Here is a 15,430-nt window from a genome sequence, read left to right on the forward strand (position 1 = left end):
CCCCCCCCCCCCCCCCCCCCCCCCCCCCCCCCCCCCCCCCCCCCCCCCCCCCCCCCCCCCCCCCCCCCCCCCCCCCCCCCCCCCCCCCCCCCCCGCGCCCGTATGTCCGTACAAGATCGCTTCCGGCTGCTTTCAGTACGGACGGATAACGGTCTGCCGGTGGGGGTTCAATGCGCGTTCTACGCGCGTTAATCTGCGGCGAAGCCAGCGCCGTCCGGTCCGTCGTCGGTGCTTGTACACAAGGAGCTCATCCCATGCGCCGGGTTTCCCGAATAGCGCTCGCAGGCACTGCGACCGTTGCTCTCGCCGCTTCCCTGTCCGCCTGTGGCGGCACCTCCAGCGACGCCGCAAGCAAGGAGAACGGCGGCAAGTCCAAGGGCATCGCCATCGCGTACGACGTCGGCGGCCGCGGCGACCAGTCGTTCAACGACGCCGCGTACCAGGGCATGAAGAAGGCCGAGGACGAGTTCGGCTACAAGGGTGAGGACCAGGAGCCCACCGACGGTGAGACGGACGCGGACAAGACCGCGCGTCTGGTGTCGCTTGCCAAGTCCGGGTACAACCCGGTCGTCGGTATCGGCTTCGCCTACGCGCCGGCCGTGAAGGCCGCCGCCGCGAAGTACCCGAAGACCACCTTCGGCGTCGTGGACGACTCGCAGGTCAAGGCGGACAACGTCGCGGACCTCGTCTTCAGCGAGCAGGAGGCCTCCTACCTGGCCGGTGTCGCGGCGGCCAAGGCGACCAAGTCGAACACGGTGGGCTTCGTGGGCGGTGTGGACGTGCCGCTCATCCACAAGTTCGAGGCCGGTTACGTCCAGGGCGTGAAGGCCACCAACAGCAAGGCCAAGGTGGTCACGCAGTACCTGACCGAGACCGCCGACGAGGGTGGCTTCTCCAGCCCCGACAAGGGCAGGACGGCCGCGGAGGCGCAGATCGAGAAGGGCGCCGACGTGGTCTACCACGCGGCCGGTCTCTCCGGTCAGGGCGTCATCGAGGCCGCCGCCTCCGCGAAGGTCTGGGCGATCGGTGTCGACTCCGACCAGTACAGCCAGAAGCCGCTGGCCAAGTACAAGGACCACATCCTGACCTCGGCCACGAAGAATGTGGCAGCGGCCGTGTACAACCTGGCCAAGTCGGTCCAGGATGGCAAGCCCGAGACCGGCGTCATCACCGGTGACCTCAAGTCGGGCGAGGTCGGTCTGGCCGACTCGAACCCGAAGTTCTCCGGTAACGATGCGATGCAGAAGGCGCTGAAGGCTGCCGAGACGGGCATCACCAGCGGCAAGATCAAGGTCAAGAGCAAGCCGTAACCACGCGGACATGAGTGGGGAACGGGGTGCGGGAAGTCTCGGGGACGAGGCGGGACCGCACCCCGTTCGCGGCGGGGCCGCCTCCCGTGTCGGGCGGGCCTCCTCGTCGGGCGGGCCGCACAACGCGCGTGCGATCCGCCCGAATTGACCGGCTCGCGTCCACTTCGTACTGCCGTAGGGGCTCTACGCGTGTAGAAGGCCCCCGTCTCCCAGGAGAGTGCGCCATCACCGCGTCCAGCAGCCCGCCGGCCGTCGAACTGACCGGCATCACCAAACGCTTCCCCGGCGTCGTCGCCAACCATGACATCCACCTCGCCGTCCGCAAGGGCACCGTGCACGCACTCGTCGGTGAGAACGGTGCGGGCAAGTCGACGCTGATGAAGATCCTCTACGGCATGCAGAAGCCGGACGAGGGCACCATCGCGATCGACGGCGAGGCCGTCTCGTACTCCTCGCCCGCCGACGCCATCGCGCGCGGTATCGGCATGGTCCACCAGCACTTCATGCTCGCCGACAACCTCACGGTCCTGGAGAACGTGGCGCTCGGCAGCGAGAAGCTGTACGGGATCGGCGCCAGGGCCCGCCGCAAGATCATCGAGATATCCGAGCGGTACGGCCTCGGTGTGCGCCCGGACGTCCTCGTCGAGGACCTCGGCGTCGCCGACCGGCAGCGCGTGGAGATCCTCAAGGTGCTCTACCGCGGCGCCACCACCCTGATCCTCGACGAGCCGACCGCCGTGCTCGTGCCGCAGGAGGTCGACGCGCTCTTCGACAACCTGCGCGAGCTCAAGGCCGAGGGCCTCTCCGTCATCTTCATCTCGCACAAGCTCGGCGAAGTCCTCTCCGTGGCCGACGAGATCACCGTCATCCGGCGCGGCACCACGGTCGGCACGGCCGTCCCCGCCGAGACCACGCCCCGCCAGCTCGCCGAGCTGATGGTCGGCTCCGAACTGCCCACGCCCGAGACCGCCGAGTCGACCGTCACCGACCGGCCGGTGCTCACCGTCAAGGGCCTCCGGCTCGACGCCGAGGGCGGCCGGCCGCTGCTCGACGACATCTCCTTCACCATCCACGCCGGTGAGGTCCTGGGCCTCGCGGGCGTCGAGGGCAACGGCCAGACCGAGCTGATCGAGGCGCTCATCGGCCTCAAGGGCGCCGACTCCGGCACCATCGAGCTGGCCGACAAGGAGATCACCTCCTGGGCCACCCGCAAGCGCCGCGAGCAGGGCATCGGGTACATCCCCGAGGACCGCCACCGGCACGGCCTGCTCCTGGAGTCCCCGCTGTGGGAGAACCGGATCCTCGGCCACGTCACCGAGAAGCCGAACGCGCGCGGCGTCCTGCTCGACCTCAAGGCGGCGCAGGCGGACACCCGCCGCATCGTCGAGGAGTACGACGTCCGCACCCCCGGCATCGACGTCACCGCCGCATCCCTGTCCGGCGGCAACCAGCAGAAGCTGATCGTCGGCCGCGAGATGAGCCACAAGCCGCGCTTCCTCATCGCCGCCCACCCCACACGCGGCGTCGATGTCGGCGCGCAGGCCCAGATCTGGGACCAGATCCGCGAGGCCCGCCGTGAGGGCCTGGCCGTGCTGCTGATCTCCGCCGACCTGGACGAGCTGATCGGCCTCTCCGACACCCTGCGCGTGATCTACCGCGGGCGGCTCGTCGCCGACGCCGACCCGGCCACGATCACCCCGGAGGAGTTGGGCTCGGCGATGACCGGCGCGGCCTCCGGCCACCTGGAACACGTAGAAGAAGACGCCGCCGAGCAGCCCGCGGCGCCGCAGGCGGAGGACGAGTCCTGATGGCCATGAAGAACAAATTCGACAAGGAGCGGCTGCTCCTCGGCGTCTCGGGGCCGCTCATCGCCCTGCTGACCGCCGTCGTCCTGACCTCGATCGTGCTCCTCGCCTCGGGCAAGTCCCCGATCGAGCCGTACAGCATCATGTTCGAGCAGGCGACCTTCTCCGACGTGCAGGTCCTGATCATCAACCAGGCCGGCATGTACTACCTCGCCGCGCTCGCGGTCGCCATCGGCTTCCGCATGAACCTCTTCAACATCGGGGTGGACGGCCAGTACCGGCTCGCCGCCGTCGTCGCCGCGATCGTCGGCGCGAAGGTGGCACTGCCCGGCTTCGCGCAGATCCCGCTGCTGATCGTCGTCGCGATGCTGACCGGCGCCATGTGGGCCGGTATCGCGGGCATCCTGAAGGTGACCCGCGGGGTCAGCGAGGTCGTCGCGACGATCATGCTGAACTCGATCGCGTCCAGCGTCATCGGCTACCTCTACCTGCCCGACGTCTTCGGCGTGCAGGTCGGCAACAACAAGACGACCGGCGTCATGCACGAGTCCGGCTGGTTCCCGGGCATCAGCATGGGCGAGGGCGTCGGCGAGATCTACGGCTTCGTCGTCATCGCCGCCCTGCTCGGCGTCGCGTACTGGTTCGTCCTCAACCGCACCCGCTTCGGCTTCGACCTGCGCGCCACCGGCGCCTCCGAGTCGGCCGCCGCCGCGTCGGGCGTCGACGCCAAGCGCATGGTGCTGACCGCGATGCTCGTCTCGGGCGCGCTCGCCGGTCTCGCCGGCCTGCCGCTGCTCCTCGGCGACACCCACACGTACTCCCTGACCTTCCCGACCACCATCGGCTTCCAGGGCATCACGATCGCCCTGCTCGGCCGTAACTCACCGGTCGGTATCGCCTTCGCCGCGCTCCTCATCTCCTGGCTGGAGAAGGCCTCGCAGGAACTCGACCTGCGCGGCTACGACAAGGAGATCGCGGTGATCATGCAGGGCATCATCACCATCGCCGTCGTCGTCTCCTACGAGGCCGTACGCGTCTGGGGTCAGCGCCGCCAGCAGCGCCGGGTCGGCATCGAACTCGCCGCCGCCGCCGGTGAGAACACCAGCGAACTCAAGAAGGAGGTGGCTGCCCGATGAGTACGGTCACCGTCGACAAGAAGGCGGCGACGCAGCCCGCACCCGGCAGCCGCCGCACCCTCTCCCTGCCCGTCCTGATGCTCGTCGTCGCGGGCGTCCTCGCCCTCACCTCGATCGTCCGTCTGATCACCGACGCGGACGGCATCACCAACGTCAGCCAGATGGCGACGGCCCTCCAGCTCGCCGTGCCCATCGGACTCGCGGGCCTCGGCGGCCTGTGGGCCGAGCGTGCGGGCGTCGTCAACATCGGCCTCGAAGGCATGCTGATCCTCGGCACGTGGTTCGGCGCCTGGGCCGGTTACCAGTGGGGCCCCTGGGTCGGCGTGCTCGTCGGCATCATCGGCGGCGCCATCGGCGGTCTGCTGCACGCGGCCGTCACCGTCACCTTCAACGTCAACCACATCGTCTCCGGTGTGGCCATCAACATCCTCGCGCTCGGCGCCACCCGCTACCTCTCCAACTTCACGTTCGAGGGCGTCGAGGGCGGCACGACGAAGCAGTCCCCGCCGGTCGACTCGCTCGGCACGATCACCGTCCCGGGTCTCTCCGACTGGCTGACGACCCTGAACGAGAAGCACTGGTTCTTCGTCTCCGACCTCGCGGGGCTCCTCGGCGGCCTGGTCACGGACCTCTCCCCGCTGACGATCATCGCGGTCGCGCTCATCCCCCTCACCTGGTGGGTGCTGTGGCGCACGGCGTTCGGCCTGCGCCTTCGCTCCTGCGGCGAGAACCCGGTCGCCGCCGAGTCGCTCGGCGTGAACGTGATCAAGTACAAGTACCTGGCGGTCATCATCTCCGGCGGCCTCGCCGGACTCGGCGGCGCCTTCCTCTCGATCGTCGCCAACCCCTTCTACCTGGAGGGCCAGACCGCCGGTAAGGGGTACATCGGCCTCGCCGCGATGATCTTCGGCAACTGGATGCCGGGCGGCCTCGCCCTCGGCGCCGGCCTGTTCGGCTACACCGACAGCCTCAAGCTGCGCGGCGGCACCGAGAACGTGCACGCGCTGCTCCTGCTGGTCGCCCTGCTCCTGGTGATCGGCGCCGTCTGGATGCTGGTGAAGAAGAAGTACGTCGCCGGTGTGGTCTGCGCCGTCGCCGCCGCGGGCATGGCAGCGTGGTACGCCACTACCGACGACGTGCCGACGCAGCTCGTCACCGCCACGCCGTACGTCGTCACGCTGCTCGTCCTCTCCTTCTCCGCGCAGCGCCTGCGGATGCCGAAGGCGGACGGCCAGCCGTACCGGAAGGGCCAGGGCAAGTGATCTCCGAAGCCGACTGGGAAGCGCTGCGGGAGGCGGCCCGCGAGGCCATGTCCCGCGCCTACGCGCCGTACTCGGGCTTCCCGGTCGGCGCGGCGGCCCTCGTCGACGACGGCCGCACGGTCTCGGGCTGCAATGTCGAGAACGCCTCGTACGGGCTCGGCCTCTGCGCCGAGTGCGGCCTGATCTCACAGCTCCAGCTGACCGGCGGCGGCCGCCTGACGCACTTCACCTGCGTCGACGGCAAGGGCGAGACCCTGATGCCGTGCGGCCGCTGCCGCCAGCTCCTGTACGAGTTCGGGGGCGCGGAGCTGCTCCTGGAGACGGCGTCCGGAGTGCGCCCGCTCGGGGACCTGCTGCCGGACGCGTTCGGCCCCGAGCACCTGAACTAGAACGGAACCACCTGATGGCCCCGCCGGTCCGGCGGGGCCGGGAGGAGTGCCATGGACGTCATCTCCGTCATACGGACGAAGCGGGACCGCGGACGGCTCACCGACGCGCAGATCGACTGGGTCGTCGACGCCTACACGCGCGGCGAGGTCGCCGACGAGCAGATGTCGGCACTGGCCATGGCCATCTACCTGAACGGCATGGACCGCGCGGAGATCGCCCGCTGGACCGCGGCGATGATCAACTCCGGGGAGCGGATGGACTTCTCCGTGCTGCCCCGGCCGGCCGCCGACAAGCACTCCACCGGCGGCGTCGGCGACAAGATCACCCTGCCGCTCGCGCCCCTGGTCGCGGCGTGCGGCGCGGCCGTCCCGCAGCTCTCGGGCCGGGGTCTCGGCCACACCGGCGGCACCCTGGACAAGCTGGAGTCGATCCCCGGCTGGCGCGCGAACATCACCAACGAGGAGATGATGCGCACCCTCAAGGACGTCGGCGCCGTCATCTGCGCGCCGGGCAGCGGGCTGGCCCCCGCCGACAAGAAGCTCTACGCGCTGCGTGACGTCACCGCGACCGTCGACTGCATCCCGCTCATCGCCTCCTCGATCATGTCGAAGAAGATCGCGGAGGGGACGGGTTCGCTGGTTCTGGACGTGAAGGTGGGCACGGGCGCCTTCATGCAGGACATCGCCTCGGCGCGCGAACTGGCCCGCACCATGGTCGGGTTGGGCCTCGACCACGGGCTGCCGACGGTGGCCCTGGTGACGGACATGAACACCCCGCTCGGCCTGACCGCGGGCAACGCGCTCGAAGTCCGGGAATCCGTCGAGGTGCTGGCCGGCGGCGGCCCGGCCGACGTCGTCGAACTCACCCTGGCCCTGGCCCGCGAGATGCTCGACGCGGCGGGCCTCAAGGACGCCGACCCGGCGAAGGCCCTCGCCGACGGCTCGGCGATGGACGCGTGGCGCCGGATGATCGCGGCCCAGGGCGGCGACCCGGACGCCGCACTGCCCACGGCCCGCGAGACGCACGTGGTGACGGCTCCGTCCGCGGGCGTCCTCACCCGCCTCGACGCGATGGGCGTCGGCCTCGCCGCCTGGCGCCTCGGCGCGGGCCGCTCCCGCAAGGAGGACCCGGTCCAGGCCGCCGCGGGCGTCGAACTCCACGCGAAGCCGGGCGACACGGTCACGGCGGGCCAGCCCCTCCTGACCCTGCACACGGAGACACCCGAGCGGTTCGCCTACGCCCTGGAATCCCTGGAGGGCGCGTACGACATCGCACCTGCGGGGACGCCCTTCTCAGCAGCGCCGATCGTGCTGGAACGTATCGCCTGACCTGCGGTTTTCCGTACGGGTGAACGGGACCGGTGGACTGCCGCCGGTCCCGTTTTCGGCATGCTGTACTCGGTGACGCACCGATAGGAGACCAGCATGAGCGCACTCACCGTCCGCCATGACCCCGAACAGAGCTGGGACGAACTGGTCCGGTTCTGGGCGGAGATGGAATGGCCTGAGGGCAGCAAGGTCGAGATCATTGACGGGACCATCACCGTGTCACCTTCGCCCGCTTACCAGCACAATCTGATCGCGGCGCGCATTCAGCGGCGCCTGTATTCCGTGATCCCCGCAGAGTGGGGAATCTTCCAGACTCTCGCCCTTGCCCTGCCGTCACGCATGGGAATGCTCATCCCGGACCTTCTCGTGGCGCCGGGGCTGGAAGACGTGGAGTCGGACTCGCACATCCCGGCGGCGCTGGCCGAACTGGTCGTGGAGGTCACCTCACGGTCCAACGCCCGGAACGAGCGCGTCAGCAAATGTGCCGCCTACGCCGCCGCGGGCATCCCGTTCTACCTGCTGGTCGACCGCTGGGCCCCCGAGGGTGCCACCGCGACGCTCTTCGGTGAACCGCAGGCGGACGTGTACCGGCCGCTGAGCGTCGTGAAGTTCGGGGACCCTCTCACGCTTCCCGCCCCCTTCGACCTGACCATCGACACGGGCGAGTTCCCGGCGCCCTGACGCCGACACCCACGCCGACGCCGGTCACCGGTGATCCATGGCAACGTGAGGCGGCCCACGCCGCCGCGGCCCACAAGCGGCGATGAGTTCCGCCCGGGCGCACGGTCTTCCCTTACGTGGCTGCTTCCTCGTCCTCTCCTGTCGTGGTCGTCGCCGGGCCGATCCGCCCCGGCGACGTCCCTCGGTTGTGCGACCGTGTCCGCGCCGCTCTGCGGAGCGCCCCGGGCGGTGGGCCGACCGCGATCTGCGACATCTCCGCCGTTACCGGCACCGATGTCGCCACCGTCGACGCGCTCGCCCGCATGCAGCTCGCGGCCCGCCGGGCGGGAGGACGGATCCGCCTTCGCGATCCGTCCCCGAAACTCGCCCTGCTGCTGACGCTCACCGGGCTCGCCGAGGCGCTCGGCTCAGGCGGGCAGCCGCTCCGGGACCCCGAACAGCGGGAACCATCGCTTGCTGAGATCCAGGAAGCAGTGGAAACCGGCGATCCGGCCGTCTGAGATCTCCAGGACCTGGATCGCCCAGGGAACGAACCCGTCGCCGTCGGGGTCCGGCTTGTAGTGGGCGAACGCCGGCGTCCCGTTCGCCAGGACCGGCAGCAGGCGGGAGCCCTCGCACTCGCTGCCGATCGTCGTCATGAAGCCCGTGATGTCGTCCGTGCCGCGCAGCCACAGGTCGAACGGCGGCATCGTCATGACGGCGTCCTCGGCGAGCAGCTCGGTCAGCGCCTTCATGTCGTACCCCTCGAACGCGGCCACGTACCGCTCCAGGAGCTTGCGCTGCTCGTCGTCGAGGGGGTTCGTCGTCGCCGAGTCGGCGGGCGGCGCCTCCGCGAGGGTCGCACGGGCCCGCTGGAGCGCGCTGTTGACCGAGGCGACCGAGGTGTCGAGGAGCTCGGCGACCTCGCTCGCCTTCCACGCGAGGACCTCGCGCAGGATCAGCACCGCCCGCTGCTTGGCGGGCAGTTGCTGGAGAGCGGCGACGAACGCCAGCCGCACCGACTCCCGGGCCACCGCCGCCTCCGCAGGATCGTGGACGGTCGGCAGGGTGCGGGCGTCCGGCATCGGCTCCAGCCACACATTGTCGGGGCGCGGGGTCAGCGCGGCCTGCGCGAGCGGCGCCGCCGCCGTCAGGTCCATCGGACGGGCCCGCTTGTTCCCCGCGCTCAGCGAGTCCAGGCACACGTTCGTCGCGATGCGGTAGAGCCAGGAGCGGAGCGAGGAGCGGCCCTCGAACTTGTCGAAGCTGCGCCAGGCACGCACCATCGTGTCCTGCACGGCGTCCTCGGCCTCGAACGCGGAGCCCAGCATCCGGTAGCAGTACCCGGTCAGCTCGACCCGGTGCTTCTCCAGGTCGTCGAGTCCGGCCTTCGTCGCGGTGTCACTCATCGTCCAACGCCCCCATCGCCGCTGTGAGTCCAGCACTCCGAAAGCTACCGCAGCCCACTGACATCGGCCCCCGGACCGGCGAAAGGCGCAGGTCCGGGGGTGATGAGACAACCCGTGAAGCGAAGGTTCCGGTAGCGGGGCCGAAGACCGGCGCGCGCCTCGGACAGGCCGCTACCGCGCGGTCACCGCGCCCGGCGCCGTCCGCCGGCCCTGGGCGCGGGCCGCGTACGTGCCCCACAGCGTGATCGCGACGACCCCGAGCACGGCCACGACGCCCAGCCCCACCGTGCCCGCCCAGCCACCCGCGTGGAAGGCGACGGCGCCGACGGCCGAGCCGACGCTGGAGCCGATGTAGTACGCGGACTGGTAGAGCGCGGACGCCTGCGCCCGGCCGTGCGTCGCGGTGTGGCTGACGGACGAGGACGCCGTCGCGTGCCCGGCGAAGAAGCCCGCCGTGATCAGCACCAACCCGAGCAGGACGACCGGCAGTTGCGGGACCAGGGCGAGGAGCAGGCCCGCGGTCGTCGTGCCCGCGGCCAGGTACAGCGTGCCGCGCCGGCCGAGCCGCGCGACCAGCCTGCCGGCCGCCGCCGACGAGACCGTGCCGACGAGGTACACGAGGAAGATGGAGCCGACGATGCCCTGCGGCAGGGAGAAGGGGGCGGCCGTGAGCCGGTAGCCGATCACCGTGTACACCGCGCCGAACACCAGCATGAACAGCGCGCCGATCACGTACAGGCGGCGCAGCAACGGGTTGGCGAGATGGCTGCCGACGGTCCTGGCCAGGGCGCGGGGCCGCAGCGAGCCCGGCGTGAAGTGGCGCGGTGCGGGCAGCAGCATCCGGAACGCGGCGGCGCACACCACCGCGATGACGCCGATGGTGCCGACGGCCGCCCGCCACCCCCACTCCTGCGCGATCCAGCCGCCGATGACCCGCCCGCTCATGCCGCCGATGGAGTTGCCCGCGACGAACAGGCCGATGGCCGTGACCAGCGCCTTCGGCCGTACCTCCTCGGCGAGATAGGCCATCGCGGAGGCGGGCAGACCGGCGAGCGCCGCGCCCTGGAGCACGCGCAGCCCGATCAGTACGCCGAGGCTGGGGGCGAAGGGGACGAGCAGGCCGACCGCGACGGCCACCGTCAGGGAGGCCGTCATCAGCGTGCGCCGCCCGAACCGCTCGGACAGGGCGCTCAGCGGCAGCACGCACAGCGCGAGCGCGCCCGTCGCCCCGGACACGGTCCAGCTCGCCGCGCTCGCGCTCGCCCCGAAGTCGCCGGAGACGAGCGGGAGCAGGGCCTGCGTCGAGTAGAGCAGCGCGAAGGTGGCGACGCCCGCGAGGAAGAGGGCGAAGCTCATCCGGCGGTAGCCGGGCCCGCCCGGGCTCATGCGCGTGTCGGCAGGCCGAGCGGCCTCGGCAGACCGAGCGGACTCGGCGGACTCGGCGAGGGGACGGGTGGCGGCGATCGCGTCGGTGGGGGCGATCGCCCGGCTACTGGCTGCGGGCATGCCCCGAACGTAGAACTCCATGATTCATGCGTCCAATGCATGAACGCGCCATAATCGTTCCCATGGAGCATCAGCACAGGTCACGCTCGACACTGTCACGCACCAGTGACACACAAGTCATGTCGGGCGACGAGATCGTACGGCTGCTCGCCCCGCGCCTCGCCTACTTCGCCGGGGTCGCCCGCACCGAGCACGTCACCCGCGCCGCGCACGAGATGCAGGTCCCGCAGTCGACGCTGTCGCGCGCCATGGTGCGGCTCGAACACGACCTGGGCGTCGACCTGTTCGCCCGCCACGGCCGCACCGTCTCCCTCACCCCCGCGGGCCGCACCTTCCTCGCCTCGGTCGAGCGCGCGCTCGGCGAGGTCGAGAAGGCCGCCGAGTCGGTACGCGCCGACGCCGACCCCGAGTCGGGCAAGGTCGCCTTCGGCTTCCTGCACACCATGGGGACCGAGACGGTGCCGGGGCTGCTGCGCGCCTTCCGCGCCGACCACCCCCGCATCCGCTTCAGCCTCGTCCAGAACTACGGCGAGGCGATGCTGGAGCGGCTGCGCGCCGGTGAGCTCGACCTCTGTCTCACCTCGCCGGTGCCGGACGCGCCGGGCCTGGTCGCCCGCCGCCTCGACGAGCAGCGGCTGCGCCTCGTCGTCCCCGAGGACCACCGGCTCGCCGCCCGCAAGCGGATCCGGCTCGGGGAGGCCGCAGAGGAGTCCTTCGTGACCCTGGAACCCGGCTACGGGCTGCGCCGCATCACCGACGACCTCTGCGCGGAGGCGGGCTTCACGCCCCGGATCGCGTTCGAGGGCGAGGAGGCCGAGACGCTGCGCGGCCTCGTCGCCGCGGGCCTCGGCGTGGCCCTGCTGCCGCCACCGGCCGTGCCGCGCCCGGGGGTGGTGGAGCTGACGGTCACCGGGCAGCGCGCGGTCCGCGAGATCGGCGTGGCCTGGCTGGAGGGCCACCCGGACACACCTCCCGTGGCGGCGTTCAAGAAGTTCCTGCTGTCACGGCGCGGGAGGCTCCTGCCCGAGCAGGCGTCCACCGGATGACCGGCGCCGCGGGGGCGAGGCGCGCCGCCCCCGGCGGCCCGGGTGTCACCTGTTGAGCGACTCACCGAACCCCGAGGCCAGCGGCATCCGCAGCCCCAGCGGCGGAGGCGCCGCGAGCGCGTCCTGCAAGGGGCGGGAGAACGGCCGGCCGAACAGGGTGCCGAGCGCGAAGTCGACGGTCAGCGCCATGACTTCGGAGCGGTGCTGTGCGAGCCGGTGCCCATCGGAGTGCACCTCGAAGCGGCACACGTCGCGGTTGGCCTTCTTCGCCCGCCCGGCGAACCGGAACGACAGCTCCGGGTCGGTGCGCCGGTCGTCGGTGCCGTGCACGATCAGCACCTGCCGCCCGGCGAGCTGTTTCACCGGTTCGGGGGTGGCGGCGACGTCGTCCTCCGGCAGCCAGGGGGCGAGCGCGAGAACGGAGTGGACGGCCGTGTGGCCGCCCGAGCGCAGGGCCGCCCGGCCGCCCATGTCGACCCCGGCGAGGCAGATCGGCACGTCGCCGTAGCGGCGCACGACCTCGTCCGCGGCCCACTCGGCGTCCCGCGCGGTGTCGGCCCGCGCCCCGTTCCAGCCGCGGCAGCGGTAGTGCACGACATGCGTCACCAAGCCCTCGGGCCGGCCGGAGCGGGCGAGGCGGCGGGCCAGCGGGCGCAGTGCCGGGGCCGCCAGCGGGGACGGTCTGCGGGCGGACCTCTCCTCGCCCGCGGGCAGCAGCAGCACCACGCCGCCGACCGCCATGGGCACGGGCCCGACCGCCTTGCCGAGCCTCGCCTCGCGGACCGCCGTCGCTTGCTGCTGCATGACAGAACAGTGTCAGAAGCGCGGATGTACGCCACCCGTCCGCAGGGTCACTGTTACGTATCGACGGATCACTTTCTCTTCACGGACCGGCGCTATCTACGCGCGTAGGAGTTAGAGTGCCGAAATGACGAGCCAGCCCACCGCGCACCTCAACAGCCCCCGGGTCCCGACCTCGGAGCAGATCCGCCGCGCCCCCAAGGTGCTCCTGCACGACCACCTCGACGGCGGCCTGCGCCCCGGCACGATCGTCGACCTGGCCCGTGAGCAGGGGTACGCGGACCTGCCGGAGACCGACCCCGACAAGCTCGGCATCTGGTTCCGCGAGGCGGCCGACTCCGGCTCCCTGGAGCGGTACCTGGAGACGTTCGCCCACACCTGCGCCGTCATGCAGACGCGCGAAGCCCTCGTCCGGGTCGCCGCCGAATGCGCCGAGGACCTCGCCGAGGACGGCGTCGTCTACGCCGAGATCCGCTACGCGCCCGAGCAGCACCTGGAGCAGGGCCTCACCCTCGAAGAGGTCGTCGAGGCGGTCAACGAGGGCTTCCGCGAGGGCGAGCGCCGCGCGCGGGAGAACGGCCACCGCATCCGCGTCGGCGCCCTGCTCACCGCGATGCGGCACGCGGCCCGCTCCCTGGAGATCGCCGAACTCGCCAACCGCTACCGCGACCTGGGCGTGGTCGGCTTCGACATCGCGGGCGCCGAGGCGGGCTTCCCTCCCACCCGCCACCTCGACGCGTTCGAGTACCTCAAGCGCGAGAACAACCACTTCACGATCCACGCCGGCGAGGCGTTCGGCCTGCCCTCCATCTGGCAGGCCCTCCAGTGGTGCGGTGCCGACCGGCTCGGCCACGGCGTGCGCATCATCGACGACATCCAGGTCGCAGGCGACGGCACGGTCAAGCTCGGCCGTCTCGCGAGCTACGTACGCGACAAGCGCGTCCCCCTGGAGATGTGCCCGACGTCCAACCTGCAGACGGGCGCGGCCAGTTCGTACGGCGAGCACCCGATCGGTCTGCTGCGCCGGCTGCGTTTCCGCGTCACGGTCAACACGGACAACCGCCTCATGTCCGGCACCTCGATGAGCCGCGAGTTCGAGCACCTGGCCGACGCGTTCGGCTACACGCTGACGGACTTCGAATGGTTCACGGTGAACGCGCTCAAGTCGGCCTTCATCCCGTTCGACGAACGCCTGGCGATGATCAACGACGTCGTCAAGCCGCGCTACGCCGAGCTGCGCGCGGAGTGGCTCTTCCGTTAGAGAGTCCGGTCAACATGGGGTTGACGGCGGGCGGAGGGTCACCGTCCCGCCTTCACCGGGCCCGCCTTCCCCGTCTGACCTGCGGTTCCTTGCTCCGCGCCGGGGCAGGCCCCGGAGGGTGGAGCCGGGGGCGGTAGTAACTCCGCGGTGATCTCGCGTGTTTGCCGGGAACGGAACCGCATTTCCCAGGGACAAGGAACAAAAGACCCCATGAAGCAGTCTGCTGCCAAGACCCTCGGTGTCGCCGCCCTCGGCGTCGCCTTCGCCGCCGCCGGCGCCGGTGCCGCGAGCGCCGCTCCGGCCGTTCCCGACGCCGCAGGGGCCCTCTCCTCCGTGACCTCGGGCCTCCCCCTCGAGCAGACGCTCAGCACGCTGCCTGCCGGTGGTCCCCAGGCGCTGAGCGGCGCGCAGAACGCCCTGGGCAACGGCCTGACCGCCGCCCAGCCGGTCGTCGAGAAGCTCACCGAGAGCGGCGACCCGGTCGGCGGTCTGATGGGCGGTCTGCCGGTCGACCCGCTGCCGACCAAGGGCCTGCCGCTGGCCGACGGCGGCCTGCCGGTCCTCGGCTGACCCGGGGCACGACGAAGGGGCGCACCCGCGATCCGCGGGTGCGCCCCTTTTTCCTGCCCCGACGGCGCGCCGGTCACCAGGCCTGGCGCGCCTTGTTCTCACTCGGCAGCAGGGCCCACAGCGCGATGTAGAGCAGGAACTGCGGACCGGGCAGCAGGCACGACAGCAGGAAGATCACGCGCATTGTGGTCGCGGAGGTGCCGAAGCGCCGTGCCAGCGCTGCGCACACTCCGCCGATCATCCGTCCGTTGGTGGGGCGGGCCAGGGCGGTCATGGTGGGCTCCTTCGCGAACCTTCGTCTGTCACGCTCGTCCGAGGTGCTTACGTATTCGAAGGTACGGGCGCGAACCGGGGAAGGCATCAGCTCACGGGGCGACGCCGACCCTGGGAATCGTCGGGGTCGGACCCTGGACCGGCTCCTGCTGGAGGAGGGGCGCGGGATCGGTCCTGCGGCGGAGCCTGGCCCGCAGCACGGGCACCACGGCGAGGTGCGCGAGGGCGACGCCCAGGGTGTTCAGCAGCAGCGAGTCGACATCCACGACCTGCCCCGGCACCCCGGTCTGCAGCAGCTCGATGCCGAGCGAGATCAGCGCGCCCGCCGCGACCGTGCGCACCAGCGAGCCCCAGCGCGACACGGCGAGACGGCCACCCGCGAGAGGCATCAGCACACCGAGCGGGGCGAGCAGCGCGAGGCCCTCGGCGATGCGCCTGCCGCCTTCCCGCCAGCCGAGCGCCACGTCGGCACGGATGCCGGCCAGCGGGTGCAGGTTCGCGGCGCTGACCCAGGGCACGTCGAGGGGCCGCAGCGTCACCCATGCAACGAGGAGAAGATGCACGGCCAGGAGGACGAGTCCTGCCGTACGGAAGCGGATGACGGGCCCGTGGCCGTCCGAGCTGTGGCGCTGCACGACCCCGTAGACGCCCGGGGCGGGACGATCGGTTCCGG

The 15,430-nt window shown here is 71.3% G+C and carries 16 protein-coding genes; 11 read left to right on the top strand and 5 right to left on the bottom strand.

Annotated elements, in window-relative coordinates:
- Positions 1-254 precede the first annotated feature (254 nt).
- From ACZ45E_RS13205 to ACZ45E_RS13240, 8 genes are all read left to right on the top strand, one after another.
- Complete coding sequence (locus ACZ45E_RS13205; RefSeq protein WP_468220074.1) at positions 255-1,310, top strand: BMP family lipoprotein; 1,056 nt, start codon at positions 255-257, stop codon at positions 1,308-1,310.
- A gap of 224 nt (positions 1,311-1,534) precedes the next feature.
- Entirely contained in the window at positions 1,535-3,118 is a 1,584-nt protein-coding gene (locus ACZ45E_RS13210) for an ABC transporter ATP-binding protein (protein WP_468220752.1), read from the top strand.
- A 5-nt stretch (positions 3,119-3,123) separates the two neighbouring features.
- Positions 3,124-4,251 carry an ABC transporter permease gene (locus ACZ45E_RS13215; protein WP_468220077.1) on the top strand — a complete coding sequence of 376 codons (1,128 nt, stop codon included), beginning with the start codon at positions 3,124-3,126 and terminating at the stop codon, positions 4,249-4,251.
- Positions 4,248-5,513 carry an ABC transporter permease gene (locus ACZ45E_RS13220; protein WP_468220078.1) on the top strand — a complete coding sequence of 422 codons (1,266 nt, stop codon included), beginning with the start codon at positions 4,248-4,250 and terminating at the stop codon, positions 5,511-5,513. The genes ACZ45E_RS13215 and ACZ45E_RS13220 overlap by 4 nt, the downstream gene beginning before the upstream one ends.
- Positions 5,513-5,902, top strand: a complete 390-nt coding sequence (locus ACZ45E_RS13225) for a cytidine deaminase (protein ID WP_468220754.1) — start codon at positions 5,513-5,515, stop codon at positions 5,900-5,902. Before ACZ45E_RS13220 ends, ACZ45E_RS13225 begins: the two co-directional genes overlap by 1 nt.
- Positions 5,903-5,953: 51 nt before the next feature.
- On the top strand, positions 5,954-7,231 hold the full coding sequence (locus tag ACZ45E_RS13230) for a thymidine phosphorylase (RefSeq protein WP_468220080.1): 1,278 nt from the start codon (positions 5,954-5,956) through the stop codon (positions 7,229-7,231).
- 96 nt (positions 7,232-7,327) lie between these two features.
- Positions 7,328-7,912: a Uma2 family endonuclease gene (locus ACZ45E_RS13235; RefSeq protein ID WP_468220083.1), complete on the top strand. Its 585-nt coding sequence runs from the start codon at positions 7,328-7,330 to the stop codon at positions 7,910-7,912.
- A gap of 116 nt (positions 7,913-8,028) precedes the next feature.
- On the top strand, positions 8,029-8,412 hold the full coding sequence (locus ACZ45E_RS13240) for an STAS domain-containing protein (RefSeq protein WP_468220085.1): 384 nt from the start codon (positions 8,029-8,031) through the stop codon (positions 8,410-8,412).
- On the opposite strand, the gene ACZ45E_RS13245 is transcribed toward ACZ45E_RS13240, so the two are convergent.
- Together ACZ45E_RS13245 and ACZ45E_RS13250 are read right to left on the bottom strand one after the other, a co-directional pair.
- A complete protein-coding gene (locus ACZ45E_RS13245; RefSeq protein WP_468220088.1) occupies positions 8,320-9,300 on the bottom strand; it encodes a sigma-70 family RNA polymerase sigma factor in 981 nt (326 codons plus the stop codon). The genes ACZ45E_RS13240 and ACZ45E_RS13245 overlap by 93 nt on opposite strands.
- Positions 9,301-9,471: 171 nt before the next feature.
- Positions 9,472-10,806 (bottom strand): MFS transporter, encoded by a 1,335-nt coding sequence (locus ACZ45E_RS13250; RefSeq protein ID WP_468220090.1) that lies wholly within the window; start codon positions 10,804-10,806, stop codon positions 9,472-9,474.
- A 62-nt stretch (positions 10,807-10,868) separates the two neighbouring features.
- On the opposite strand from ACZ45E_RS13250, the gene ACZ45E_RS13255 reads away from it, so the two are divergent.
- Positions 10,869-11,852, top strand: coding sequence for a LysR family transcriptional regulator (locus tag ACZ45E_RS13255; protein ID WP_468220091.1), 984 nt, complete (start codon positions 10,869-10,871; stop codon positions 11,850-11,852).
- Positions 11,853-11,897: 45 nt separating this feature from the next.
- Here ACZ45E_RS13255 and ACZ45E_RS13260 read toward each other — a convergent pair whose 3' ends face one another.
- Positions 11,898-12,656 (bottom strand): alpha/beta fold hydrolase, encoded by a 759-nt coding sequence (locus tag ACZ45E_RS13260; protein WP_468220094.1) that lies wholly within the window; start codon positions 12,654-12,656, stop codon positions 11,898-11,900.
- A gap of 124 nt (positions 12,657-12,780) precedes the next feature.
- Between ACZ45E_RS13260 and ACZ45E_RS13265 the strand changes: the two genes are divergently transcribed.
- Positions 12,781-13,914 carry an adenosine deaminase gene (locus ACZ45E_RS13265; protein WP_468220096.1) on the top strand — a complete coding sequence of 378 codons (1,134 nt, stop codon included), beginning with the start codon at positions 12,781-12,783 and terminating at the stop codon, positions 13,912-13,914.
- A 210-nt stretch (positions 13,915-14,124) separates the two neighbouring features.
- Positions 14,125-14,484: an ATP-binding protein gene (locus tag ACZ45E_RS13270; protein ID WP_468220098.1), complete on the top strand. Its 360-nt coding sequence runs from the start codon at positions 14,125-14,127 to the stop codon at positions 14,482-14,484.
- A gap of 73 nt (positions 14,485-14,557) precedes the next feature.
- Here the strand turns inward: ACZ45E_RS13270 and ACZ45E_RS13275 are convergent, their stop codons facing one another.
- Together ACZ45E_RS13275 and ACZ45E_RS13280 are read right to left on the bottom strand one after the other, a co-directional pair.
- A complete protein-coding gene (locus ACZ45E_RS13275; protein ID WP_468220100.1) occupies positions 14,558-14,758 on the bottom strand; it encodes a PspC domain-containing protein in 201 nt (66 codons plus the stop codon).
- 91 nt (positions 14,759-14,849) lie between these two features.
- Positions 14,850-15,392: a VanZ family protein gene (locus ACZ45E_RS13280; RefSeq protein WP_468220103.1), complete on the bottom strand. Its 543-nt coding sequence runs from the start codon at positions 15,390-15,392 to the stop codon at positions 14,850-14,852.
- Between the last annotated feature and the right edge of the window lie 38 nt (positions 15,393-15,430).

This window comes from Streptomyces sp. NPDC030991 (assembly GCF_055571235.1).

Bases quoted from the DNA above. Each gene is read 5' to 3' on its own strand.
- ACZ45E_RS13205 (WP_468220074.1), top strand. From the start codon at position 255: ATGCGCCGGGTTTCCCGAATAGCGCTCGCAGGCACTGCGACCGTTGCT.
- ACZ45E_RS13215 (WP_468220077.1), top strand. From the start codon at position 3,124: ATGAAGAACAAATTCGACAAGGAGCGGCTGCTCCTCGGCGTCTCGGGG.
- ACZ45E_RS13220 (WP_468220078.1), top strand. From the start codon at position 4,248: ATGAGTACGGTCACCGTCGACAAGAAGGCGGCGACGCAGCCCGCACCC.
- ACZ45E_RS13230 (WP_468220080.1), top strand. From the start codon at position 5,954: ATGGACGTCATCTCCGTCATACGGACGAAGCGGGACCGCGGACGGCTC.
- ACZ45E_RS13235 (WP_468220083.1), top strand. From the start codon at position 7,328: ATGAGCGCACTCACCGTCCGCCATGACCCCGAACAGAGCTGGGACGAA.
- ACZ45E_RS13245 (WP_468220088.1), bottom strand. From the start codon at position 9,300: ATGAGTGACACCGCGACGAAGGCCGGACTCGACGACCTGGAGAAGCAC.
- ACZ45E_RS13250 (WP_468220090.1), bottom strand. From the start codon at position 10,806: ATGCCCGCAGCCAGTAGCCGGGCGATCGCCCCCACCGACGCGATCGCC.
- ACZ45E_RS13255 (WP_468220091.1), top strand. From the start codon at position 10,869: ATGGAGCATCAGCACAGGTCACGCTCGACACTGTCACGCACCAGTGAC.
- ACZ45E_RS13260 (WP_468220094.1), bottom strand. From the start codon at position 12,656: ATGCAGCAGCAAGCGACGGCGGTCCGCGAGGCGAGGCTCGGCAAGGCG.
- ACZ45E_RS13265 (WP_468220096.1), top strand. From the start codon at position 12,781: ATGACGAGCCAGCCCACCGCGCACCTCAACAGCCCCCGGGTCCCGACC.
- ACZ45E_RS13270 (WP_468220098.1), top strand. From the start codon at position 14,125: ATGAAGCAGTCTGCTGCCAAGACCCTCGGTGTCGCCGCCCTCGGCGTC.
- ACZ45E_RS13275 (WP_468220100.1), bottom strand. From the start codon at position 14,758: ATGACCGCCCTGGCCCGCCCCACCAACGGACGGATGATCGGCGGAGTG.